Annotated in this window: 23 protein-coding genes and 1 tRNA gene; 14 read left to right on the top strand and 10 right to left on the bottom strand. The window is 35.0% G+C overall.

Features of this window, described 5'->3' with window-relative positions:
* The first annotated feature begins 44 nt into the window (after positions 1-44).
* The 4 genes from BXY58_RS03150 to trpS all read left to right on the top strand — a co-directional run bounded on the left by BXY58_RS03150 (position 45) and on the right by trpS (position 2581).
* On the top strand, positions 45-236 hold the full coding sequence (locus tag BXY58_RS03150) for a DUF2683 family protein (protein WP_120212341.1): 192 nt from the start codon (positions 45-47) through the stop codon (positions 234-236).
* Complete coding sequence (locus BXY58_RS03145; RefSeq protein ID WP_120212340.1) at positions 236-880, top strand: lipoprotein signal peptidase; 645 nt, start codon at positions 236-238, stop codon at positions 878-880. The genes BXY58_RS03150 and BXY58_RS03145 overlap by 1 nt, the downstream gene beginning before the upstream one ends.
* A 21-nt stretch (positions 881-901) precedes the next feature.
* Positions 902-1543, top strand: coding sequence for a SanA/YdcF family protein (locus BXY58_RS03140; protein ID WP_120212339.1), 642 nt, complete (start codon positions 902-904; stop codon positions 1541-1543).
* Between the two features lie 69 nt (positions 1544-1612).
* Positions 1613-2581, top strand: a complete 969-nt coding sequence (trpS, locus tag BXY58_RS03135; RefSeq protein WP_120212338.1) for a tryptophan--tRNA ligase — start codon at positions 1613-1615, stop codon at positions 2579-2581.
* A 48-nt stretch (positions 2582-2629) separates the two neighbouring features.
* Here trpS and BXY58_RS03130 read toward each other — a convergent pair whose 3' ends face one another.
* The 6 genes from BXY58_RS03130 to BXY58_RS03110 form a co-directional block, all read right to left on the bottom strand.
* Positions 2630-3328 carry a YjjG family noncanonical pyrimidine nucleotidase gene (locus BXY58_RS03130; RefSeq protein WP_120212337.1) on the bottom strand — a complete coding sequence of 233 codons (699 nt, stop codon included), beginning with the start codon at positions 3326-3328 and terminating at the stop codon, positions 2630-2632.
* Between the two features lie 80 nt (positions 3329-3408).
* Entirely contained in the window at positions 3409-3546 is a 138-nt protein-coding gene (locus BXY58_RS16895) for a hypothetical protein (RefSeq protein WP_170144185.1), read from the bottom strand.
* Between the two features lie 43 nt (positions 3547-3589).
* Entirely contained in the window at positions 3590-4180 is a 591-nt protein-coding gene (locus BXY58_RS03125; protein ID WP_120212336.1) for an RNA polymerase sigma factor, read from the bottom strand.
* Between the two features lie 218 nt (positions 4181-4398).
* On the bottom strand, positions 4399-4872 hold the full coding sequence (locus tag BXY58_RS03120) for a hypothetical protein (RefSeq protein WP_120212335.1): 474 nt from the start codon (positions 4870-4872) through the stop codon (positions 4399-4401).
* A gap of 128 nt (positions 4873-5000) precedes the next feature.
* The gene (metK, locus tag BXY58_RS03115) at positions 5001-6281 is read right to left on the bottom strand and encodes a methionine adenosyltransferase (RefSeq protein ID WP_120212334.1); all 1281 of its coding nucleotides are present in this window, start codon (positions 6279-6281) and stop codon (positions 5001-5003) included.
* 200 nt (positions 6282-6481) lie between these two features.
* Positions 6482-7435, bottom strand: a complete 954-nt coding sequence (locus tag BXY58_RS03110; protein WP_120212333.1) for a hydrogen peroxide-inducible genes activator — start codon at positions 7433-7435, stop codon at positions 6482-6484.
* A gap of 112 nt (positions 7436-7547) precedes the next feature.
* Between BXY58_RS03110 and BXY58_RS03105 the strand changes: the two genes are divergently transcribed.
* The 3 genes from BXY58_RS03105 to recJ all read left to right on the top strand — a co-directional run bounded on the left by BXY58_RS03105 (position 7548) and on the right by recJ (position 11874).
* Positions 7548-9038, top strand: a complete 1491-nt coding sequence (locus tag BXY58_RS03105; protein ID WP_120212332.1) for a catalase — start codon at positions 7548-7550, stop codon at positions 9036-9038.
* Between the two features lie 130 nt (positions 9039-9168).
* Positions 9169-10068: a T9SS type A sorting domain-containing protein gene (locus BXY58_RS03100; protein ID WP_120212331.1), complete on the top strand. Its 900-nt coding sequence runs from the start codon at positions 9169-9171 to the stop codon at positions 10066-10068.
* Positions 10069-10161: 93 nt separating this feature from the next.
* Complete coding sequence (gene recJ / locus BXY58_RS03095) at positions 10162-11874, top strand: single-stranded-DNA-specific exonuclease RecJ (protein ID WP_120212330.1); 1713 nt, start codon at positions 10162-10164, stop codon at positions 11872-11874.
* A 38-nt stretch (positions 11875-11912) separates the two neighbouring features.
* Here the strand turns inward: recJ and BXY58_RS03090 are convergent, their stop codons facing one another.
* From BXY58_RS03090 to BXY58_RS03080, 3 genes are all read right to left on the bottom strand, one after another.
* Positions 11913-15782: a DUF7619 domain-containing protein gene (locus BXY58_RS03090; RefSeq protein WP_170144184.1), complete on the bottom strand. Its 3870-nt coding sequence runs from the start codon at positions 15780-15782 to the stop codon at positions 11913-11915.
* 85 nt (positions 15783-15867) lie between these two features.
* Positions 15868-16629 carry a LytR/AlgR family response regulator transcription factor gene (locus BXY58_RS03085; protein WP_120212328.1) on the bottom strand — a complete coding sequence of 254 codons (762 nt, stop codon included), beginning with the start codon at positions 16627-16629 and terminating at the stop codon, positions 15868-15870.
* Entirely contained in the window at positions 16626-18539 is a 1914-nt protein-coding gene (locus BXY58_RS03080) for a tetratricopeptide repeat-containing sensor histidine kinase (RefSeq protein WP_120212327.1), read from the bottom strand. Before BXY58_RS03080 ends, BXY58_RS03085 begins: the two co-directional genes overlap by 4 nt.
* A 132-nt stretch (positions 18540-18671) precedes the next feature.
* Here BXY58_RS03080 and nadD point away from each other — a divergent pair, with 132 nt between their 5' ends.
* The 4 genes from nadD (at position 18672) to BXY58_RS03060 (ending at position 21414) form a co-directional block, all read left to right on the top strand.
* A complete protein-coding gene (nadD, locus tag BXY58_RS03075; protein ID WP_120212326.1) occupies positions 18672-19262 on the top strand; it encodes a nicotinate (nicotinamide) nucleotide adenylyltransferase in 591 nt (196 codons plus the stop codon).
* A 7-nt stretch (positions 19263-19269) separates the two neighbouring features.
* Complete coding sequence (locus BXY58_RS03070) at positions 19270-19809, top strand: XAC2610-related protein (protein WP_147366792.1); 540 nt, start codon at positions 19270-19272, stop codon at positions 19807-19809.
* Between the two features lie 62 nt (positions 19810-19871).
* A complete protein-coding gene (locus tag BXY58_RS03065) occupies positions 19872-20219 on the top strand; it encodes a DUF3817 domain-containing protein (RefSeq protein WP_120212324.1) in 348 nt (115 codons plus the stop codon).
* Positions 20220-20415: 196 nt separating this feature from the next.
* Positions 20416-21414 (top strand): 2-hydroxyacid dehydrogenase, encoded by a 999-nt coding sequence (locus tag BXY58_RS03060; protein ID WP_120212323.1) that lies wholly within the window; start codon positions 20416-20418, stop codon positions 21412-21414.
* A 612-nt stretch (positions 21415-22026) separates the two neighbouring features.
* Here the strand turns inward: BXY58_RS03060 and BXY58_RS03055 are convergent.
* On the bottom strand, positions 22027-22854 hold the full coding sequence (locus BXY58_RS03055; RefSeq protein ID WP_120212322.1) for a LexA family transcriptional regulator: 828 nt from the start codon (positions 22852-22854) through the stop codon (positions 22027-22029).
* 78 nt (positions 22855-22932) lie between these two features.
* Between BXY58_RS03055 and BXY58_RS03050 the strand changes: the two genes are divergently transcribed.
* From BXY58_RS03050 to BXY58_RS03045, 3 genes are all read left to right on the top strand, one after another.
* Positions 22933-23127, top strand: coding sequence for a hypothetical protein (locus tag BXY58_RS03050; protein WP_120212321.1), 195 nt, complete (start codon positions 22933-22935; stop codon positions 23125-23127).
* Between the two features lie 2 nt (positions 23128-23129).
* A complete protein-coding gene (locus tag BXY58_RS16890; RefSeq protein ID WP_170144183.1) occupies positions 23130-23285 on the top strand; it encodes a hypothetical protein in 156 nt (51 codons plus the stop codon).
* 36 nt (positions 23286-23321) lie between these two features.
* Positions 23322-23392: transfer RNA gene (locus tag BXY58_RS03045), tRNA-OTHER, on the top strand.
* Positions 23393-23428: the final 36 nt, after the last annotated feature.

The following is a 23428-nucleotide window of genomic DNA, read 5'->3' as shown; positions in this document are numbered from 1 at the left end:
TGCAAAACTCTTTTTGAAGGAAACAGATCTCAAAAATTTAATCAATGGAATCTATTATTGTACATCCAAAAAACTCTATGGAACTGACAGCACTGAAAAGCGTATTGAAGGACATGGGCATTGAGTTTGAAAAATTTCATACCAGAAATCAATTTCATAATAAGAAAACGGTTCAAAAAATCAACGACAGAAAGGAGAAAAAAATTAATAAAAATCAAAAACCCAAAGGATTGTAATGAAAAAAATAGTACTCATCACTTTTCTTATTCTATTAATAGACCAGTTTTCTAAAATCTATGTTAAAACTCATTTTTATCTTGGAGAAAGCATCAACGTTTTCGGACTGAGCTGGTTCAAACTGACTTTCGTAGAAAATCCCGGGATGGCATATGGTCTGCACTTTGGCGGATTATGGGGTAAATACACATTAATTCTTTTGAGAATCGTCCTGGCAATCGGAATGGTTTTTCTGTTCAAAAAGTGGTTGAGAGAAGGTGCATCTAATTATCTGATCATTCCAATGGCGATGATATTTGCAGGCGCAATCGGCAACGTTTTTGACGGTATTTTCTACGGTGTCATTTTTGACAGCGGTACTTTTTATGATGCAGAATCCGGAAGATGGATTGATTATGGCGGAATTTCTAAACTGACACAATTCGGACACGGTTATTCCGATCTGATGAAAGGCTGTGTGGTAGATATGCTCCATTTTCCCCTGGTTGATACAACCTGGCCGGACTGGGTTCCAATCTTTGGAGGTAACAGGATTGAATTCTTTAAGTATATTTTTAACGTTGCGGACAGTTCTATTACGCTGGGTGCATTATTTTTGTATATCTTCAGAAAGAAAGCTTTCCCCAATGGATTGGATTTTTAAAGAATTCTAAATTAAACACAAATGAAATTACTTAAAAACTTACTCAAAATATTCCTGTTGCTTATTGTAGCAGGATTTCTTTTTATCGTTTTTGCCAATTATTCCATCAAAAAAGACAGCGAGTCTTTTATTTCGTATTCGGTTTCTGACCTTCCGAAGGTGAAAACTGCAGTAGTCTTAGGAACTAATAAAAGCCTGAGTAATGGAAATCCCAATCTTTATTTCAAATACCGAATCGGTGCTGCCACAGAATTATACAAATCTGGAAAAATAGAATCAATTATCGTAAGCGGAGACAATTCTGTAAAAGGTTATAACGAACCTGAGCAGATGAAACTTGACCTTATTGCCAATGGAATTCCAGCTGACAAAATCTATGAGGATTTTGCAGGTTTCAGAACTTTGGATTCTGTTGTGAGAGCCAAAGAGATTTTTGGACAAAACAAAGTTATTTTCATTTCACAGAAATTTCACAATGAACGGGCGGCTTTTTTGGCTCAAAAATTTGGGATAGAAGCTTTTGGATACAATGCAAAAGACGTGAACAAATATGCTGGACTGAAAACCAATCTCCGCGAATATTTTGCAAAGGCAAAGGCTTATTTGGATATTTGGTTTAATGTTGAACCCAAGTTCGGCGGCGAGAAGATTGAAATCAAATAAATCCTTTCGTTTTTTTTAAGTTGTCCAAACTTTTTATCTTTCTTATTTTTACAATCTGAAAAAATTATAATGTCAAGAATACTTACAGGTATACAAGCCACGGGTACGCCACATCTCGGAAACCTTTTGGGAGCTATTATTCCCGCAATCGAGTTATCAAAAAAAGCAGAGAACGAATCGTTTTTGTTCATTGCTAATCTGCATTCTTTAACACAAATCAAAGATGCAAAGAAACTGAAGCAGAACACCTACGAGATTGCTGCGGCTTGGCTTGCCTGCGGACTGGATACAGAAAAAACATTTTTTTACAGACAAAGCGACATTCCGGAAACTTGTGAATTATCCTGGCATTTGTCGTGCTTTTTCCCTTACCAGAGACTGACTCTGGCACATTCTTTCAAAGATAAAGCAGACCGATTACAGGATGTCAATGCCGGATTGTTTACTTATCCGATCCTGATGGCAGCAGATATTTTGTTATATGACGCAGAGATTGTTCCCGTGGGAAAAGACCAGCTGCAACACTTGGAAATCGCACGCGATGTAGCATCCAGATTCAATAATCAGATGGGTGAAGTTTTTGTTTTACCAAAAGCCGAACTGGAAGAAAATACGAAATATGTTCCGGGAATCGATGGACATAAAATGTCAAAATCCAGAGGCAATATTATTAATATTTTCTTGCCCGAAAAAGAATTAAAGAAACAAGTAATGTCCATCGAAACCGATTCTACACCTCTCGAAGATCCAAAAGATCCTGATACAGATAAAGTTTTTGCTATCTATTCATTAATTGCGACACCGGAACAAACTGAAGAATTGAGAGCCAAATACTTAGCCGGGAATTATGGTTACGGTCACGCCAAAAAAGAATTATTAGATTTGATTTTAACCAGATTTGAGAAGGAAAGAGAAACCTTCACTTATTATATGAATAATCTGAACGAGTTGGAAGCAAAACTACAGGAAGGTGCTGGAAAAACCAGGGTTATCGCAAATCAAACAATAAAAAGAGTAAGAGAAAGTTTGGGAATATAATTTCAACTTAAAATATAAAAAGCCTTTCAGATCTGAAAGGCTTTCTTTTTATAGATATTGTTTGATTTCCGATAAATGTTTGATGAATTTCAATCCTTCTTCCTGAGGATTTTCATCCAAAACGTCAAAGAAAATAATATCAATCCCAAAATTCTGCGCCCCTTTTACATCAGCAATCCAGTCGTCTCCAATTAAAATACTTTCGTCTTTTTCAGCTTTTGCAAGATCAAGAGAATATTCAAAAATCTCGGGTCTCGGTTTTCTTATATTAACCGAATCCGCACTGGTAATGGTTTCGAAGAAATTAGAAATTCCAGACAAGATACATTTCCTTTCTGTCACTTCCTGAAAACCGTTGGAAATAATGTGCAATTTATAGTTCTTAGATTTCAAATAGTTGAGTAGATCCAGTGCACCGTCAACCAACTCATTATATTTCAGGATTTCGTCCAAGAAATGATGTTCGAAGTAATCGGCGAGACTAGCATCATCCACTCCAAAATTCAGGAACGTATCATAAAAACGGTGTTTTCTCAGATATTCCTTATCAATTTCACCGTCACGGATCTGTTCCCAAAGTTTTTCGTTGATGATATGATAGGTACTGTGAAATTCTTCAAAATCAATTTTATACTTCTCAGATATTTCCTGATTTTTAAATAATTCTTTGATGGTTAAATAAGCATTCTTGCGATGATCCCACAACGTATTATCGAGGTCAAAAAAAATGTGCCTTACGTTTTTCATAAGGCACAAATCTAGTCAATTTTTTTTGTCCACGTAGGAAAGCTCAGTCATAAAATTCAATTATTTAAAATCTAAAAATCTCAGTTCTTTGAAACTAAAACAATTTTTCTATTTTTAGTTTTTATCGGTTGAATATTTTTCGAATAATTCAACAGAAAATCGATGATTTCTTTTTTAGGCGTCAAAGCTTTTGTTGTTAAAGTGTCGTTTTTTTTCATAGGCAGGCTTTTACAACATAACGCCAAAAAAAAATGTTTATTATTATTTTGTCAAAATAATTTTATTTTCTTCCATAATTTTTCTAAGGTTGATCAGTGCATATCTCACTCTGCCCAGCGTTGTATTGATACTTGTATCTGTATGATCTGCAATCTCTTTGAAACTCAAACCATCAAAAAATCTCAGCTTGATTACCTCTTGCTGATTATCCGGAAGCATTACCAGCATTTTTAGCAAATCCTCATTTATTTGATCTGCTATTAGTTTATCCTCAATATTGTTTTCCGGCTCTTTAATGATATCAAATATGGAGAATTCTTCATTATCAAAAGAAGTTTCCGAGATTTTGATATTTTTGGATTGCAGCCTGAAATGATCGATGATCAGATTATGAGCAATACGCTTTGCCCAAAGGATGAACTTGTTTTCTTCTTTGTAACGACCTTCTTTTAAGGTCACAATGATTTTAATAAAGGTATCCTGAAAGATATCGTTTGCCAAATCTTCATCCATCAACTTGTAGTAGATGAACGTGAAGAGATCTTTTTTGTGTCGGTTGATCAGTGTAGAAAGGGCCTTCTCATCGCCATTCTGATATTGGAAAATCAGTTTGCTATCCGTTTGCGTTTTCATAACTATACTCTTAATTTGTGAACCCAACCATACACTCAGATACTGGTGTAACTGATTTGACAGGTTCGATTCTGTTATTATTTTTTAAGAGTAAATTTTTTCTATACGCAAGTTTTTAAAGAGGTGTAAAAATAATAAAAAAGATTAAACAAAAAGTTAAAGGATTGTTAAATTTTCATTTTTCTTTAATTTGATTCAAAAAAAACCAAATAGTTAAATCAATTAAGTAAAACCAATGGGATATTTATTGTGAAATTGATATTAAGTCCTTTCAGCTCTTTCCCATTAATTCCGTCTTTATTTAAAGAAAATCCATAACCTCCGGTCAAATCTAAAATCCCGAAAAGACTAAAGCCGGCTTTTGGTGCAATATATTTATTAGTTGCTTCTGCTCCTAAAACAAAATAATGAGCGTGATAAAAATCCACGTTTTTCTGGAAATTCAATAAAATGTCAGCACTTACTTTAGGCATTATAGCAAATTTTTGTTTCGATGAGCCCATCAAAGCAGAAACTCCTGTCCTGAAAACGACATCATCATTACTCAGAAAAAGTAGTTTTCCGCCGACTTCACCAAAACTTTGATTCTGATAAACATAACCTGCGGTCAACAGCTTATGAATGGTAAGCTGAGATTTTGCAAGTCCACAAAAGGTAAAAAGCAAGACAACTGTATATATAATTGATTTCATTGATTAATTTTTTAACAGAATTATTTATTCCTGCACAAAAGTAGCAAAAGTGATGCAATGATTTGATAAAATAAAAAACTGCTTTACCCAAAGATAAAGCAGTTTCCAGATTTCTAAAATTCCGAACCTTACAATCCGAATTCTTTTTTGATATCCTCTACCCGATCCAGTTTTTCCCAAGTGAAAAACTCAAGATCTTTTAGAGTTAATTCGTTTTTCTGTCCTTTGTTAAAAGTTTTATCAGCTACATAATAATCTTTTCCCATATGTCCGTAAGCTGCAGTTTCTATATAGATAGGGTTTCTCAGCTTAAGATTTTTCTCAACGGCATAAGGTCTAAGGTCAAACAATTGCTGAACTCTTTTCGCCAATTCTCCATCATTGATATCCAGTTTTGAAGTGCCGTAAGTATTGATGTAAAGTCCACAAGGCTCTGCAACACCAATCGCATAAGAAACCTGTACCAAAACCTCATCTGCAACGCCCGCAGCTACTAAATTTTTCGCAATGTGTCTTGTTGCGTAAGCTGCACTTCTGTCCACTTTACTTGGATCTTTTCCAGAGAAAGCACCACCTCCATGAGCACCTTTTCCTCCGTAAGTATCAACGATAATTTTTCTTCCCGTCAAACCTGTATCGCCGTGAGGACCACCGATTACAAATTTTCCAGTTGGGTTGATATGATATTTGATATCGCCGTTGAACAATTCCTGGATTTCCGGCTTTTGTTTAGCCTTAACTTTAGGAATTAAAATTTCGATAATATCTTTTTTGATTTTAGCTAACATCGCTTCTTCACTTCCGAAATCGTCGTGCTGTGTAGAAACCACAATACTGTCGATTCTGATTGGCTTGTGATCGTCAGAATACTCGATAGTTACCTGAGATTTTGCATCCGGACGCAAGTAAGGAATTGCGTTTCCTTCTCTTCTTAGATCTGCTAATTCTTTTAGAATCTGATGCGCAAGATCCAAAGCCAAAGGCATATAATTTTCAGTTTCGTTGGTAGCATAACCGAACATCATTCCCTGATCTCCAGCTCCTTGAGCATTAGCTCTCGCTTCGAAGTCGGTTTCGTCCAAAGTTCTGTCAACACCCTGATTGATATCCGGAGATTGTTCGTGGATTGCGGAAATCACACCACAAGAATCACCATTGAACATATATTCACTTTTCGTGTAACCAATTTTATTGATCACATCTCTCGCGATATGCTGTACATCAAGGTAAGCATCAGACTTCACTTCACCAGCCAAAACTACCTGACCAGTCGTAACCAATGTTTCGCAAGCTACTTTTGAGTTTTTGTCATAAGCTAAGAAATGATCGATAAGCGCGTCAGAAATCTGATCTGCAACTTTATCAGGATGCCCTTCAGAAACTGATTCGGACGTAAATAAATAAGACATAAATAAATTCCTTTTATATTAATTTGTTTAAGGATAAACCACTGATTGTAAAAAGGAACTAAAAGAGAAAAATCTGTTTTAGCATTTTTTATTGAGGTTGCAATCAGTCAAAGTTCTCCTCCGTTTATTCAAAAATCGAGGGCAAATTTACAAAGTAATTCTTAAACTTCAAAATGAATTCCTATTAAACCAGTATGAATTTATTCAGGTTTTATGCTGACATAGTTTTCAGAATCCTTATAATAATTAAGTCTTTGTGACATCGATTCTCTGATTTCTGAAATCAGTTCATCAATAATTTTCTGTTTATAAGTCGGTTTATAATAGATGATGCTGATTTCTCTGAAAGGAAACGGTTTTATAAATCTGGAAACTTTTTGCTTCTGTTCGGTCGACAACTGCTCAACGCCCATTTCCGGAAGAATTGTGATACCACCTACTTTATCGACCATTTGAATCAATGTATTAATATTAGAGGCCAAGAATTCTAAATTATTGGGTTTCAGAGAATTTTCTTTCAAATGACATATATTTTCAAATTGTGTTCTCAAACAATTTCCTTCTTCCAAAAGCCAAACTTTGTCCACATCGATGTCATCAGGAACCACAAAACAATCCTTTTTTGCACCAGCTTCCTGGCTTGCAGAATACAACATCAGTTCCTCGTTGAAAAGAAAATCCTGGTAAAACTCATCAGCCGCAGAATATGGTGTAGAAATAATTCCCGCGTCCAATTCTCCGGATTTCAAAGATTTGATGATACTTTCAGTTGTCATTTCTTTGATATTCAGTTCAATCTGGGGATTCTTTTGAAGGAAACTAAAAATCTCATTCGGGAGAACATAACTTGAAACGGTTGGGATAATTCCTAGATTCAATTTACCGGCAAGAATATTATTGAGAAAATTAGCCTTGTTCTTGAGTTCCATTACAGAATCAATGACTTTCTGAGCTTCTTTGATAATTTCCGCTCCGGCGTCTGTTGTTCTGATTGGATGAGTTGTTCTGTCAAAAACCTTCACATCAAGCTCATCTTCAAATTTCTGAATCATTGCACTAAGTGTTGGCTGAGTAATGAAACACGCTTGCGCAGCTTTACCAAAATGTTTATATTTATCTACTGCAATCAGATATTCTAGTTGTTGGATATTCACGATTTCTAATTAATTTTATCTATTACAAATATACTTATTAATTTGTTTCATAAATAGGTTTTTTTATCGAATTTAGCATCACAATTAATGAATTAAATCATAAATCTGAAATATGGAAAATAAGAGAAAACTCACAAACGCCGTTGGCGCACCTTATTATGAGCATCAGGATTCGCAAACCGTAGGACCTAGAGGTCCGGTTTTGTTACAGGATTTTATACTTCAGGAGAACCTTGCTCATTTCGTAAGAGAAAGAATCCCGGAAAGAATTGTTCACGCCAAAGGTTCGGGTGCGTACGGAACTTTTACGGTAACACACGATATCAGCCAATATACAAGAGCAAAACTGTTTTCCAAAGTCGGGAATTCCTGCAGGATGTTTGCGAGATTTTCTACAGTAGGCGGAGAAATGGGAAGTGCCGATACGGAAAGAGATCCCAGAGGATTTGCTTTGAAATTCTACACCGAAGACGGAAACTGGGATCTGGTTGGAAACAATACACCGGTTTTCTTTATTAAGGATGCAAAAAAATTTCCTGATTTTATCCATACTCAGAAACGTGTCCCGAAAACCAATTTGAAAAGCAAAACGATGATGTGGGATTTCTGGTCGTTGAATCCGGAATCACTTCATCAGGTTCTGATTCTGATGTCTGACAGAGGAACACCCTATGGTTACAGACATATGCACGGATTCGGGTCTCACACTTTTTCTATGATCAATGAAAATAATGAGAGAACCTGGGTCAAATTTCATTTCAAGACGCAACAGGGTATCAAGAATTTTTCTGATGCCGATGCGACCAAAATGAAAGGTGAAAACCCGGATTTTGCGCAGGAAGATTTAGTCAATGAAATAGAATCTGGAAATTTCCCGAAATGGAAACTTTACATCCAGACTATGACAGAACAACAGGCAAAAGAATGGCGCTGGAATCCATTTGATGTGACAAAGGTCTGGTTTCAGGACGAATTCCCACTACAGGAAGTCGGCGTAATGGAACTGAATGAAGTTCCAAGAAACTACTTCGTTCACGTGGAGCAGTCGGCTTTTGCGCCAAGTCACTTAGTTGACGGCATTAGCTTTTCTCCGGACAAGATGCTTCAGGGCAGATTATTTTCTTATGCTGATGCGCACCGATACAGAGTTGGTGTGAACTCGCATCAGCTGGAAGTTAACAGATGTCCGTTTGCTGTAAATAATTTCCAGAGAGGCGGTTTTATGGCAGACGATTCTAATTACGGTGACCAACCGAATTATTACCCAAACAGCTTCAGTGATATAGAACCAACAGAATCATACAAATCTTTCGAATATGACCTGGACAACAATCACGTTGCCAACTTTAACAGGAACCAAAACGATGATGACCATTATACACAACCAGGATTGTTCTATACAAAAGCTCTGAATCAGGAAGCGAGAACAGCTCTGGTCAACAACATCGTTGGCCATATGAGCGGAATTGACGGACCAAAACGAGATGAGATCATCAACCGTCAGCTTTGTCATTTCTTCCGCGCTAATATAGAATTAGGAATGAGAGTGGCGCAAGGTCTTGGAGTTAACATCGATGCAAATGCAATGAATCACACTAAGTAGACCCAGAGATAAAAGACTGATAGAAAATAGATTTACAGGAGACCTTTCGATTTATTTCGGAAGGTTTTTTTATTGATTATAAGCGAATTAATAATTATTTTTCTAAATTCGCTTCCCTTTTAATTTATCTATGAAGAAAACTTTATTCTCCTTAACATTTGTTTTATTATCAGTCTCATTGTTTGGGCAACAACAGAAAATTTCTTTTGAAGCTTCCGAAGGTTATAATCTTGGAAGTGTAATTGGTCAAAAAGAATGGACAGTAAAAACAGACAATGTTCCAAACAGCAGCTTCCAGGTTGTTACTGGAAAATCAACAGACGGCAATAATTCTGTGGAAGTCACAAGCACGAATGCTTACACAGAAAATATGACTTATCTCTTCAAAAAAATCCCGGAATACAATAGACTTTCCGTTTCAGCAGATGTAAAATTGGAAAAGCTGAACAGTTCAGAATACTATATGCTTTCATTGTACTATAACAATAATGGTAATTATTCTTGGGCAGGAGGATTTAATTTTTTAATCAGTGGAAATTTTTATGCTGATAATGATCTCAATTTTCAAGCACTCGGAACCTGGATTCCGGGAAAATGGTATAATCTGAAAATTGAAATTGATCACGTTACTGAAAAAAATATAAAATATTATCTGGATAATCAATTGGTTCACACCTCTCCGCTCAGCTCCAAAGTTGTAAGGGCTAATGATTTGAATTTCGAATTCGATAATGATGGAAGCGGTTTTATAGTCGACAATATTATTGTAAAGGATATGGATTACCTTGAGGTTTCTGATGTTGTTAAAACCGAGGTTAATGTTTTTCCCAATCCGGCTTCAGATTTCATCAATATCAAATCCAATGAAACAATCAAATCTGTCAAATTATACAATGCTTCCGGAACTTTAGTTAAAACTGAAAACAACAATTCTTCGAAAATAGATATCTCATCTCTTCCCAAAGGAAATTATCTGATTTCCATAGAAACAGATTCTGGAGTTGAAACTAAAAAACTCATAAAAGATTAAGCTGAAAATTCTTTAAATTTTAATATCGGTTGCTAATCATTTGGCAACCGTTTTAATTTCCCAAAGCCGTTTTTTTTCTTTACTTTTGTAACTATGAGTCAAAGATGGATTTATAAACCCGAGCCTGATGAAGAAATTGTTGACGGACTGATTTCTTCGATTGGATTTGGAACTTTAGAATCCAAAATCCTGGTGATGCGTGAGATTGATAATTATCAAAAAGCACGCGAATTCTTCAAACCAAACGGCTCCGACATTCATAATCCTTTTCTGATGGCTGATATGCAAAAAGCGGTAGAACGCATTGCAACGGCAATAGAAAATGGCGAAAAAATATTAGTTTACGGGGACTATGACGTTGATGGAACAACAGCCGTTGCGCTGATGTATCTTTATCTGAGCAAAATTGTTGATAAAAAATACCTTGATTTTTATATCCCGGACAGAAATGTAGAAGGTTACGGCATTTCTGATGAAGGCATTTATTTCGCCAAAGACAACGGATTTTCTTTGATTATTGCACTAGATTGCGGAATCAAATCGGTTGATAAAATAGATTTGGCTAATTCTGTAGGTGTTGATTTCATTATTTGTGACCACCACTTACCCGGAGAAAAGCTTCCCAATGCAGTTGCTGTTCTGGATCCCAAAAGAAAAGACTGCAGGTATCCTTATAAAGAATTAAGCGGTTGTGGTGTTGGCTTTAAGCTTTGCCAGGGCCTTAACACCATTTATAAAATTCCGGAAGGTGAATTATTTGAGCTAACGGATCTTCTGGCAATCAGCATCGCTTCAGACATTGTTGCAATGACCGGTGAAAACCGTGTTTTGGCCAAGCAAGGCCTGAAATTTCTTAGAAAAACAAGAAAATTTGGTTTAAGGCTTTTGATTCCGGAGGAAAAATTAGCGCATTTTGAAATCTCGAATATTGTTTTTGATATTGCTCCGAAAATTAATGCTGCGGGAAGAATCTCACACGCAAAAGCTTCTGTGGAACTGATGATTTCCGATAATCTGAAACAGGCTCAACAGATAGTAGACGAGATTATCAACCTGAATGATGAACGCCGTGAGATGGATATCAACATTACGCAATCGGCGATGAGCCAGGTTCTTGAATTGCAAAAAACCGAACGTTTTTCAACCATCGTTTACGATCCCAGCTGGAACAAAGGGGTTATCGGGATAGTAGCTTCCCGTCTTATCGAAACCTATTACAAACCGACTTTGGTTTTTACCGAGGGAAATAACGGAGAATTGGTAGCTTCAGCAAGATCCGTTTCAGATTTTGATATTCACAAAGCCTTGGAGTTTTGCTCAGATCTATTTATGAAATTCGGTGGACATCAAGCGGCGGCCGGGCTTTCTATGGAGAAGGAATTCTTCGAAGAATTCAAAGAACGTTTTGAAGATTTTGTGAAAAATAATATTCAGGATCATCAGAAAGAACCGTCTATCTACATTGACAGCATTGTAAAACCCGAAGATCTTAACCGCGAGTTTTTTAATTTCCACAGAAAGCTGGCACCTTTCGGACCGCATAATATGAAACCTATTTTGGTTTTGAAAAATGTGAGGGTAAACGGTTATGTAAAACTGATGGGAAAAGAGAGTTCTCATCTGAAATTCAATATTCTCCAACCGAATACCGGCAGAAACATCGAATGTGTTGGCTTCAGATTCGGGCAGTTTGCAGATGATTTTAAGACTAAATCTTTTGATTTGGCTTTTACGATAGAAGAAAATCATTGGAAAGGTAATGTCTCCCATTTTCTGAATATCAGAGATGTGAGGTTTTATAATTAAAAATCCCGATTCAAATTAAATCGGGATTTTTTTTCATTCTATTCTTTGATTATCTTCTTCACCGAAGTTCCTTTTCCAGTCTTGATCTTCAGATAATAAATGCCTTTGGGAACATTAATATTTAATTTAAACTCTTTCGAAGGCGAACTATCCATCTGCTTTTGAACTATTCTTCCGGCAACATCATAAACTTCTACAGCATTCATTTTTTCATCAGAAATAACATTAATTAATCCTTTGGTCGGAATTGGATAAACCTGCATTCCTGGGTTTTCAGAATCTTGATCGCCCAAAGTAGGCTGCTTCTGCGTCAATCTATTGCCAAACATTAAGCCTGTTGAAGAAGAAACCAGCGCATTAACATCTATAGATTGTCTCACCGCACCGTTATTAGAATACAACAGAACTTTGATATAATATCTTCCGGGTGATAAGCTATAATTCTCAACCTTCGGACTTCTGCTGTTCAGCCAGCCTTTGAAGCCATCACTCATCCATTGGGTCTTTGTGATTTCTGTTTCTTCCTCGCTTCCATCCGGATTGATCCTCACAAGGTAAGTCCAGTTTCTTACAAATGATAATGATCTTAAATTCAGCTTAGCATCGGTTGCATTATCCGGAATTGTAAATTCTCTACTCTTGTAAGTATAATAACCTTCTGTGTTGTTAAGTGTAATCCACTGGCTGTTAACTCCTGTAGAGAGGTCAGCGTAGCTCCAGCCCGTATAGGTTTGTCTTACTTTTGGAATAATTTCGGTCCCATTAATATCATAACCTTTCCAATCATCTTCGTCCGCATCAATCGTAATAAAATTATTTTCAGAATTTTTACCTGTTGACAGGTCTGCGACATTCCCTCCAACATTGAACGTAGTTGTCTGTGAAGAAGACATTCCATTTGAATCAAAAACAGTGAGTTTAGCTGTATAATTTCCAGGAACGGTGTAAGTCACTATTGGCTTCACAAGTGTGCTGGAACTAATTGACGGATTGCCAGAAAATTCCCATTGGTAACTTGTAATGTTACCTGTACTAAGGCTGGCATCAAAATTAACCTGATAATTATTTGGACTGAAGTTAGACGCTGAATAATTGATTTTAGCTGCAAGAACATTACTCGCATTGTAAATCGTGGTCACATAATCATTAGTCACGATAGGAAAATTATAATCAAAATAGATCTCCGCCGCATTATTAACGGTATCGCCTTCAACAAGATCTGACTTCGATCTCATTTTTAACAACACATTGCCGTGTCCACCGCTTTGCAATTTTATTTTTTTGAATGCGAATTCTACCTGATTTCCAACGATTTTCGTATCAACACTTGCTGAAGCATTTTGTAGCTGTAATGTATTAATATCGAATTCGTTCGGATCCACTTCCATTTTCACTACAATATTTTCCGCTTCTGCATTTCCTGTATTTTCAAAATTGATGACATAATGCAGATACTTCCCCACAGTTGACACAGGAACGGTTTCCCCTTCCAAACATACAATATCATTGGGATCAAAAGAGTTAACAACAGTATGATTGAAACCAAAAAGGTTATCTTCTGGAGTAATGTCTGCATTGGTAGGCGTAATCTGTGCATTAAAAGCCAATACATCTCCCATATTCACAGGATTAGTTGAATCTGTTGGTGTATTGATTTTGAATGTAATTTCCGAAGCGGTGTTAGCAAATGGTTTCAGGTCGGTATAATTAAATTCAATCGATCCATTGCTTAATATAGAATAGGGTAAAGAACTGCTCTGGAAAGTCATCTTATTGGAATCGTAATTCATTATCACTTTTCCAGATAAAGTCGTGTTTCCCTTGTTTCTCCATACCAAATTATAAACAGCATCGAACCCTGGTCTTGCACTGGTCAGCGGTGCAATTACTACTTCCGCATCATTCTGACTTCCGTTAGCTGTTACACAAATATCCTGTGTGAATACATTATTGTTAGCATCTGCAAAAGTAGTAGAAAAATTAGCTGGCGAAACGGTAAACAGAGCTGGATTTTCTGCAAGTGCTACTATATTAAAATTACCTGCTTGTGTATAAAACTCATATTTCCCATCATTTTGGACAAAAGTTTCGCCCACATTGGTTCCATCATCAATTTTCAATTTTAGATATTCGAATGGGTTATCTGTAGAATCACAACCATTGTTATCAGTATCAATTTTTGCTGTTCCAGAAATAGTATTGTAATTTCCGCCTGGTGTGAATGAGCAGTAAGAGTTGACGTTAACGTTCGTCAAACCGCTTTGAAAAAGTATATCCTTTATGATCTTTGTATCCATTTCATCAGCACAGATGAACTTTAAGTTTGGAGTATTAAAAAATGGGCTGTAGATTTTGTCTTTAATCCCATTTTTCATATATATGCTTTTTAGCAATGGCATATCGCTAACTTGTTCTATGCCCATACTCGAGCTACTCAAATCTATCGTTTCCAAATTTTGACATCCGACTAATGCTATACCTCCAGATGGACAAACAATTTTAAATGTGGATGATTGAAGCCCATTTGCAAGAACAATTGTTGAAAAAGAAGTATTCGAATTAAAATTTAAATATCCTAAACTCGTATTTGAAATATCTAAATAATCCCAAATAGCAAGACTTGGCATATTAAACTCCGTAATAGGATTATTAGCTATACTAAGTGTTCCTAAATTATTAATAACATTTAAATTAACATTCTCCAGTTGATTATCACTTAAAGAAAGATATGCTTGCCCTGTCCAACTTGACAGTTGTTCTAAAACTCTAAAATCTGAAATTTTATTATTACTCAAATCTAAGGATGCAAAACTTACAGGAAACGAAAAAATAATATTCTGATCAAACTTATTGAAAGACAGATTAATATTTCTATTAATATTTTTTATTGCAAACAATTTGGTAAAATCCAAACCATTATTTTCTAATAAATTGTTGTTGGCGTAGAATGTACTAATGTCTGAAATAGTAGGAAGTAATATGGCTTTAATCTGGTTAGCAGAACAATCAAGATATGTCAATTTAGAATTTTGGGATATGTCTAAAGAATTCCCAATTTTATTGTTCTTACAATTTAATATTTCCAAAAGTGATGCTTGAGTTAAGTCCAAATTGCTAAGCAATTGATTATTTACATTAACATATTTTAATTTTGACAATCCAGTAGTATTCAAGCTGGAAAGTGTTGGATCAAAATTAGCTTCGCCAGAAATTGGTCCCCAAGTCTGTTGATTATTGGACAAATCAAGATCTTCAAGGTTTACAAGTTGTGATGCATCAAAAGCAGATATAGAATTCCCTCGTAGTTCCAAATGGATAAGACTTGGGGAATTAGTAATATTTGCCTTTCCTAAATTATTATTGGTCCATATAACTTTTTGTAACTGTGGACAATTATCAATCGTCAATTCTTTTGTATTTCCATGAATATCGAAAGCTGACGCATTATAAGAATCAGCGTAAGCAGAACTTACATCCAAAACATTAGGACAGTTCTTGATGCTTATTTTCCCAATATCACATCCTGATAAATTAAATGTTTTGAAATTGCTAAGTCCATCAATATTAATATCATCAATTTTCCCGTGAATATGGGAAGAGGAACCATCATTCTCATACTGAATCGTTTCCAGATTAACAAAGGAATTGATTCCTTCCAGAGTTGTATAATTTGATCTTTGAAAAAACACCATTCTTTTTACCAAAGATGCTTCTGACATTTGGATTTCGCCGTCTTGATTTTGATCTAATAGGAAACTGGTGTTATTGTGATCATAGCAAATAACGTAATTGTTAAAATTTGTTCCCAATAAAGCTGCCTTAAAATTCGCATCCGGAAAATTGATGTTTTGTGACTTGGCTCCCCAAGAAAGGAGAGCCAACATCACTAGGAGTAATTTTGTTTTCATCATTTGTGTTTTCAGAGTTTAAAATTAATTTTTATCGTTATGTTTTGTTTGTTACATTTAGAATTCGGAAGGTTTGAGTTAGAATTTATAATCTTCCAATCACTTCCTGTAATCTTTCTTTTTTTCTTTGAGAAACAGGCACCTGTACATTATCTGACATGATGACGAATCCGCCATCTTTTTTGATATAAGATTTCAGCTCATTCAGATTAATGAGATGGGATTGATGTATTCTTTCAAAACCTTGATCAGATAACAATTCCTCATATTCTTTCAATGTTTTGGAGATCAGAACTGTCTTGTGATTTTTAAAATGAAATTTGGTATAATTATCAACAGACTCACAGCGGATAATATCCTTAATCTCAAACAGATGAATTCCATCCGACGTTGACAGGGCAATTTTTTTGAAACTATCTGCCTTCTTCGAGATATTTTCCAACAGAAGTTCTATTGTTTTATTTTCCGAACTGTTATCTGTAATATTTTTAATTTTCCGGATGACACCTTGTAATTCTTCCGGATCAATCGGTTTCAGAAGAAAATCTAAAGCACTGAACCGAAATGCTTTTATAGCAAACTTCTCGTGCGCTGTTACAAAAACAATATGAGAAGAGATTTTTCCATACTTTTTATTAAGCCGTTCCAGAATATCAAAGCCTGAACCATCATTCATCATAATATCCAGAAAAACAATTTTCGGATTATGTTCCTCGATCAATTTTATTCCTGTTTTTACGCTGTCTGCTTCGCCTAAAATATTGATTTCAGGAGCATACAGCGCCAGCATTGCTCTCATCCCATTGCGGAGGTTATGATCATCGTCTATTAAAACAGCTGTTATCATTTTTCTATAAATTCTAATGGTAATTTTATCAAAACCTGAGTTCCCAAAATCTTCTCGTTATCTCTAAGTTCTGTGATACTCAGTTCTATTTTTTTATTTTCCAGTTGTTCCAGAGTTTCCAATCGTTTTTTAGAAATTTCCATTGCCATAGACTTATGAGCGTTGACAAATGTTTCTTTCTTTTTTTTCGATTGTTCTATTCCAACACCATTATCTGTGATGATACAAATCAGCTGATCCTCAATTTGACGAAAAATAATATTGATAAAGCCTTTATCTTCTAAAGGAACCACACCGTGGATAATTGCATTTTCTACATAAGGCTGTAGAAGCAAAGAAGGAATCGCTGTATCATCTTCAATATTGGATTCTTTGGAAATATTAAAATCGAATTTATTATTAAACCGCAATTGCTCCAGTTCAAGATAATTTTGAAGTGCTTCGATTTCTTTATCTAAGGTAATACTAGATTCTTTTGAAAATTCCAACGTCAGTCTCATCAATTTGGAAAACTTCGCCAGATAACGGATCGCCTCATCTTTTCCGTTTTGGACTACGAATGCAGAAATCGCCGCCAGACAATTAAAAACAAAATGAGGATTCATCTGCAGATGCAGCGCTTTATGTTCAAACTCTGTCAGTTGTTTTTGTAGAAGCAAGGTTTTTTGCTTTTCCTTATTTCTGTAAAAAAGAAACAATCCGAGTAAAAGTAATCCGATTATTAAAACGGTAAAAATCCATTTCAGTCTTTCCCTGCTTGCATTTTCTCTTTTTTCCAACTGCTGTTTTTCATATTGAAAATTGAGTTCCGTATTCAGGCGTTGTTGCTCATTTTTAACAGCGTCAAATTTTTCCTTTTCGATATCATAATTCTTAAGATGATACAGAGCCAACTTCTGATCTTCTTTTTGATCATAGATTTGAGAAAGTAATTTTTCGGCGTTCATTCGGGCTTCTGTCAAGTCCAGTTCTTTAGCAAGTTCAAGGCTTTTGTTGGAAAACTGAAGGGATTTTTCAAGATCATTTTCACCCAAATAAATCCTAGCCAAAAACATATAAGTATCAGATAAACCAAACTTATCGTCAATCGATAAAAATACTTCTTCCGCTTTTTGAAGACTATTTTTGGCTGCTTGTTTCTGATTTTTACGAATATAATATTGAGAATAGCTGTTATAAAGTTCTCCTAAACCTCGTGGATTTTCATTTTCCTGGTAAGATTTTAGACTCTCATCAAAATATTTTTTCGCCTGATCCAGCTTATTCTGAAACAAATAAATCAATCCAATATTAGATGCACTTGCAGCAAAAGTTTCTGGGTTAATTTTCTTCGAAGTCTGGTTGGCTTTCAGAAAATATTCTAGTGCTTTTTCTTGATCATCAATGGATTTATAAATCACTCCAATATTGTTATAAAGCTTTGAAGCCTGGAGATTATTTTTGGTTTCTTCATAGATTTTCAAAGCCCGGAAATCATTTTCCAAAGCCGCAGCATAATTGTTCTGTTGAGAATAAACAACGCCTTTGCTTCCCAGAGTTTTGGCTAATGTTTCTCTGATTTCTTTTTTCTCAGAATTGATTTTTAAAAGAATCTTTTCTGATGAATCCAAATTTTGTAGTGCTTTTTCGTAATCGCCATGAATAAAAAATGAAACACCAATATTCTGATAAGCAACCGATTCCTGATAAACATTCTTATTTTTTCTGGAGTTTGTAAGCGCCAACAATGCAAATTTCTGCATCTGTTCAGGATCCGAATGTTTATAAGCATCCGAAATCTGATTTTGTAAAGCCGTAATTTGGTTTGGATTTTTTTCTTTTTTAAGAACCGTCAACAGAGAATCTACCGCAGATTGCGCAGAAATCCAGATGGCAGGAATAAGCATCAGAAAAAGTAGAATTTTTCTCATCAATTATGTTTGTTGCAAAAATAATCATAAATTATTGACTATTAAATGACCAATGAGAAAATTAATGATTTGACTTAGAATTCGATTTCAATTATTATTTTCTAAATTTGAAAAGTAAAAGACCATTCTATCTTGGAAAAACGTAAAAAAATCGGACTATTTTTTGGCTCATTCAACCCGATTCATATTGGACATCTGATTCTCGGGAATTATATTTTGGAGAATTCTGATATGGAAGAATTGTGGTTTGTGGTGAGTCCGCAAAATCCATTCAAGGATAAAAAATCATTACTGAAAGATCATAATCGATTGGATATGGTTCAACTGGCCATCAAAAATTATCCGAAAATGCGTGCTTCCAATGTAGAGTTTTCTTTGCCAACACCAAGTTACACGATTGATACGTTAACTTATCTGAATGAAAAATATCCGGATTATTCTTTCTCTTTGATAATGGGAGAAGACAATCTGGGAGGTCTTCACAAATGGAAAAACTATGAATTGCTCTTAAAAAATCACCAGATCATTGTTTATCCTAGAATTTTCGGAGAAGAAAAAAACGAGAACTATTTGCAGCACGAGAATATTTCGCTCATCAAAGCACCCATTATAGAATTGTCTGCCACGGAAATCCGGAATATGATTAAGGAAGGCAAAAATGTGCGTCCAATGCTTCCTCCTGAGGTTTTTGAATATCTTGACGGTTCTTCATTTTATAAATAAATTTGGAATGAAAAGAATTCTTCTTCTCTCGGTTTTTTCAATATTTCAAACGTTACTTTTTGCTCAAAACAAAGAGCTTATTAAAATAAACTGTGATTCAATTTTCAGTAAAAAAGGTTATTTAGTTTCTTTGGAATTTGATCCGAAGGATGAAAGTCAATTCAATGTACTATTCACTTTTTCAAAAAAAATCAACGGAAAGGATAAAATTATTTATCAGGAAAAGTTGTACAGCCAATTCCAAAATGTTGAGTTTACAGATTTCAATGGGGATGGAATCAGAGATATCCTAATTGAAAATACTGCAGATGTAAGGAGTAATGAGACTTACCATCTTTTTATTGTCGATTTCAAGAATCAGAAACTAAGGAAAATAGATGGCTTCAAAGAAATCAAAAATCCAAATTATCTGGAAAAATATGACCTCATAGATTCTCTTGTGATATCTGGGAGAAACTGGACAAGCTTTTATAAAATCGAAGACAATAAAATCAAAGATTTTGGCTATATTGTAGAAGACGGCGAAGATGAGAACGGTAAAGATTAGGAATATGATAAAAATTACGAATTGACGCTGGCAAAAATCCTTAAATCCGAAAAAGAAAAAAGATGAACTTTATAGAAAAATACTACGCAAAATATCCGGAAGACAAACTTATCAAATGGTTTAAGCAGATTTGTTTTGCAGAAGCTGTTTCCTGGCTTTTATTATTCTCAGCGATGATTTGGATTCGGGTTGAGCCGGAAAATATTTTTGTTATTATTTACATCAGTACTATCGGGAGTATCCACGGACTTTTTTTCACGCTTTATCTTATCTTTCTTCCCGCGATTAGAAAAATATACCATTGGGATGATGAGGATTTTATCTTTGCATTGATGGGTGCTTTCTTCCCTTTTGCGACGATTTGGGTTGATAAAAAATTAGCCCGAAAAAATCGGTTGAGTGACGAATAGCAACTAGAAATTATCCTTTTTAAAATTAAAATTCATTCCACAAAAATCACAAAAGGAATGATTTAAATTTAAACTCACATTGATATAGAGAGCAAAAAGGAAATCTCTAATAAAACTAATTTGCACATTTTCATAAGCAGAAAGATGATAATATTATGTGACTTTTGTGGTTAAAAAAAATTTAATAACGTTAAATATGAAAATTACATTCTTCTCTTCCAAGCCTTACGACAAAGAATTTTTTGACAGAGCGAATCAACAATTCAACTTTGAATTGGACTATTTTGAGACCCATCTTGGTCCGCACGTTCTTAATCTTATCGAAAACACCGATGTTGTTTGTGCTTTCGTCAATGACAAGCTGAACGCGGAAGTTTTAGAATCTCTGGCAAAAAAAGGTGTGAAATATATCGCTCTGCGTTGTGCCGGTTTCAACAATGTGGATTTGGAAGCTGCAAAACGTCTTGGACTAAGAGTTTCCAGAGTTCCGGCTTATTCTCCCGAAGCTGTTGCGGAACATGCAATGGCAATGATTCTGACACTTAACAGAAAAACTCACAAAGCTTATAACAGAGTTCGTAAACAAAATTTTGCATTGAATGGATTAATGGGTTTCAATCTTTATCAAAAAACAATTGGCGTTATAGGAACCGGAAACATTGGTGCTGCGTTTGCTAAAATTGCAAAAGGATTTGGAGCAAGAGTTTTGGCTTATGACATTACGGAAAATCAAAAACTGAAAGACTTAGGAATCGAATATGTTTCTCAGGAACAATTACTTTCTGAATCTGATATTGTGTCGCTTCACTGTCCTTTGATGGATTCTACGCTTCATTTGATCAATGAAACTACGATCCAAAAAATGAAACACAATGTAATGATTATCAATACCAGTCGTGGCGGATTGATTGATACCAAAGCTGTGATCGGTGGTTTGAAGTCTAAGCACATTGGCTATCTTGGGATTGATGTTTATGAGCAGGAAGAAAAATTATTTTTCCGGGATCTTTCTCATACAATTATCGAAGATGATACAATCCAAAGACTGATGAGTTTCCCGAATGTTTTGGTTACGGCACATCAGGCTTTTTTCACGCAGGAAGCACTTGAACAGATTGCTGATTCTACCTTAACAAGCCTTTCTCATTTCGAAAAGAATGAAAAATTTGAAAATCCAAATGCGGTTTTGATTTAATATTAAAACCACAAAAGACACAAAAGTTTTTTAAAATGAAATATGATTTGAAACAAAAACCTTAAAAATTCCTTTCCGAATTTACGGATAACGAAGTATGCCCACTAAAACAAAACGACCAAAAAAAAAAAGGCGGAAAAGCCACAAAAAGCCCATAAATAAAGGAAATCAGCCAAATAAGACCTGAAATGAAAAGTGCAAACTAATTGTCATTAAATACATTTTAATTACCGTTTAAACCTTCTTTAAATACTAGCGAACATCCTCAAAAGGGGTGTTTTTCCTTTTTTACTGTTGATAGCTACCGGAAGCTTGTTAATAGAAGGAAAAACACTTGTGAAAAGAGCGAAAAAAAGCATTAAATATATGGTGCAATATAGTTTTGCTTTGACAGTGTCAAAATCTTACAAAATGTCGGTGGACATACCTTTGGACATACCTTTGGACATACCTTATCTAAGTGAAAATAGATTGACTGGATTACGTATTTTAGTCGAAAAAAGATAAAATATGTAAGTTTTTCACAAACTCAACACCCTATTTTGCAAGATAAAAAAGTAAAAAACTACCATCAATAGGCGGTTTTTGAAAGTTTCAGCAATAAAATGGGAGTTAATTGATGAGCTTGCGTTTCATTTCCTGCATTTCTGCTTCCAGATCGTTCATTCTGTCATAAAGATCACCTGGATCAGGAAGATCAAAGTTTAAGTGGAGTTTTACTTCCCAAACTTCTTTGATTGTAGATGGATCGATGTTTTGATTTGGATAGTTTCTACGGTTGTCTGACTTACAGATCAAATTATTGTACTTCTCGATTCTGTTGATACATCTTTTTACCAAACCATCTTCCAATTGATTTGAAATGATAATATAAAGACGGTTGTCTTTTATCCCGGTGATCCAATTGTCGACAAATTGCCCAACGACGTAGGAATTATTTGTTAATGTTGGGAACATCGAATTACCCTCTACCGGAAACATTCTAAAAACACCATTATTAAGACCAGGCATTCTGTATGTCGGTAATTTTGAAATAAATTTCTTGTTATCGAAGCCTTCCAGATAACCAGCTTTAAGAGCTTGTGGTACTAGTACAATATTGTCTTTATCATTAGAATCTACAGTAACAATTTGTGGGACTTTATTGTAATCACTTTTAGTTTCAAAAACAAAATCAACGTCACTAGTTGAGTCAATCTTCGTTATTTTTTTCATTGATCCACCGCCAGAGATTAGCCAATTCAAATTAAAACGTTCAGAATATTCTGAATTCTCAAGCTTTTCAAAGAAGTCAAAACTTGGTTTTGACTTACCATTTATAATGTCGTAGATAACTTGAGAACGGTTATACCCTAATTTCTTAGCGAATTCGTTTGGCGTAACATCAACACTTTCAATCATTTGCGAAATTCTTTCAGAAATATTTGTATTATTTTTCATTTTTTCTTGTATGATTCAGAATATTCTGTATATATTTGTGATAACAATTAAACAAAGGTAGTAAAATATTGTAATGTTATGACATTTGAACAAATAAAAGAGAAAATCGAGTATGGAGATTACAATCTACTTCAGAAAATTCTGAACTCTCCAACAGTCGCAGCAGCAAGAATGAAATTTCTTAGAGGTGATGCAGATGCCATCAATGCAATGCAAGCCATCCAAGAAAACAGAGAAGAATTTATCAAAAAATATCAACCTCAAACTACTTAGATATGAAAAAACTATTTCAAACAGTATTCTCCCACAAAACAATTGACGTGGTAGATGCTACAACAGGGAAAAAAGAAAAAGCGACTTACTTAATGCTTTTCGGAGCCTCAATAGACGTCAAATACAAAAGTGCAGGAACACCGGAGATAGCACACTAAAAAAGACTATGGTTGGCAGCTCGGAAAGACGGCGTTGGGGAAGTAGCTCAGTTGGTAGAGCGTTGCGTTACAGCGACTGGTCAGCGGTTCGAGTCCGTTCTTCTCCACAACCTATTAGATGCGTGATTATTAGTAATCCAGAG

The organism is Epilithonimonas arachidiradicis (genome assembly GCF_003610695.1).
Lineage (GTDB): Bacteria > Bacteroidota > Bacteroidia > Flavobacteriales > Weeksellaceae > Epilithonimonas > Epilithonimonas arachidiradicis.
Note: the sequence above shows the minus strand (reverse complement) of the source record. Positions and strands in the feature narration are given on the sequence as shown.

Excerpts from the sequence above, each read along its gene's own strand:
- BXY58_RS03150 (WP_120212341.1), top strand. The coding sequence starts at position 45 with ATGGAATCTATTATTGTACATCCAAAAAACTCTATGGAACTGACAGCA.
- BXY58_RS03145 (WP_120212340.1), top strand. The coding sequence starts at position 236 with ATGAAAAAAATAGTACTCATCACTTTTCTTATTCTATTAATAGACCAG.
- BXY58_RS03140 (WP_120212339.1), top strand. The coding sequence starts at position 902 with ATGAAATTACTTAAAAACTTACTCAAAATATTCCTGTTGCTTATTGTA.
- trpS (WP_120212338.1), top strand. The coding sequence starts at position 1,613 with ATGTCAAGAATACTTACAGGTATACAAGCCACGGGTACGCCACATCTC.
- BXY58_RS03130 (WP_120212337.1), bottom strand. The coding sequence starts at position 3,328 with ATGAAAAACGTAAGGCACATTTTTTTTGACCTCGATAATACGTTGTGG.
- BXY58_RS16895 (WP_170144185.1), bottom strand. The coding sequence starts at position 3,546 with ATGAAAAAAAACGACACTTTAACAACAAAAGCTTTGACGCCTAAAAAA.
- BXY58_RS03125 (WP_120212336.1), bottom strand. The coding sequence starts at position 4,180 with ATGAAAACGCAAACGGATAGCAAACTGATTTTCCAATATCAGAATGGC.
- BXY58_RS03120 (WP_120212335.1), bottom strand. The coding sequence starts at position 4,872 with ATGAAATCAATTATATATACAGTTGTCTTGCTTTTTACCTTTTGTGGA.
- metK (WP_120212334.1), bottom strand. The coding sequence starts at position 6,281 with ATGTCTTATTTATTTACGTCCGAATCAGTTTCTGAAGGGCATCCTGAT.
- BXY58_RS03105 (WP_120212332.1), top strand. The coding sequence starts at position 7,548 with ATGGAAAATAAGAGAAAACTCACAAACGCCGTTGGCGCACCTTATTAT.
- BXY58_RS03100 (WP_120212331.1), top strand. The coding sequence starts at position 9,169 with ATGAAGAAAACTTTATTCTCCTTAACATTTGTTTTATTATCAGTCTCA.
- recJ (WP_120212330.1), top strand. The coding sequence starts at position 10,162 with ATGAGTCAAAGATGGATTTATAAACCCGAGCCTGATGAAGAAATTGTT.
- BXY58_RS03090 (WP_170144184.1), bottom strand. The coding sequence starts at position 15,782 with ATGAAAACAAAATTACTCCTAGTGATGTTGGCTCTCCTTTCTTGGGGA.
- BXY58_RS03085 (WP_120212328.1), bottom strand. The coding sequence starts at position 16,629 with ATGATAACAGCTGTTTTAATAGACGATGATCATAACCTCCGCAATGGG.
- BXY58_RS03080 (WP_120212327.1), bottom strand. The coding sequence starts at position 18,539 with ATGAGAAAAATTCTACTTTTTCTGATGCTTATTCCTGCCATCTGGATT.
- BXY58_RS03070 (WP_147366792.1), top strand. The coding sequence starts at position 19,270 with ATGAAAAGAATTCTTCTTCTCTCGGTTTTTTCAATATTTCAAACGTTA.
- BXY58_RS03065 (WP_120212324.1), top strand. The coding sequence starts at position 19,872 with ATGAACTTTATAGAAAAATACTACGCAAAATATCCGGAAGACAAACTT.
- BXY58_RS03060 (WP_120212323.1), top strand. The coding sequence starts at position 20,416 with ATGAAAATTACATTCTTCTCTTCCAAGCCTTACGACAAAGAATTTTTT.
- BXY58_RS03055 (WP_120212322.1), bottom strand. The coding sequence starts at position 22,854 with ATGAAAAATAATACAAATATTTCTGAAAGAATTTCGCAAATGATTGAA.
- BXY58_RS03050 (WP_120212321.1), top strand. The coding sequence starts at position 22,933 with ATGACATTTGAACAAATAAAAGAGAAAATCGAGTATGGAGATTACAAT.
- BXY58_RS16890 (WP_170144183.1), top strand. The coding sequence starts at position 23,130 with ATGAAAAAACTATTTCAAACAGTATTCTCCCACAAAACAATTGACGTG.